Source organism: Flavobacterium bomense (assembly GCF_003970355.1).
In genome coordinates, this window is record NZ_RYDJ01000264.1 from 1 (window position 1) to 412 (window position 412).

The 412-nt window shown below is 33.0% G+C and carries 1 pseudogene; it reads left to right on the top strand.

The features are described from left to right. Positions 1 to 412 (top strand): annotated as a pseudogene (locus EKL98_RS18345) (SusC/RagA family TonB-linked outer membrane protein); the annotation flags it as partial.

The following is a 412-nucleotide window of genomic DNA, read 5'->3' on the forward strand; positions in this document are numbered from 1 at the left end:
GTAACTCAAAAACTGATGAAAGGTCTGGAAATCCAATTATTGATTTGTACAGATTAACACCAACAATTCCTGTTTACGATGCTTCTAATCCAGGAGGTTATGGTTACGGAAAACCTGGTGTAGCGGATACTTTTGGTACAAACCCTTTAGCAATTGCCGATTTTGCAAACACTACAAACGAAAATTTTAGAATACGAGGAAATATATGGTCAGAATTAAAGTTTACCCCTTGGTTGAAATACCGTTTAAATTTTGGATATGAAACTAGTTTCGATTCTTATAAATTTTTACGAAAAAAAGGAAACTGGACATTAAATCAGCCATTTGATCAGTCTTTCACAGATCAAAATAAAGCAAGATCGGAAACAATGCTTTACGAAAATACATTGACTTTCAAAAAAGAATTTGGCAA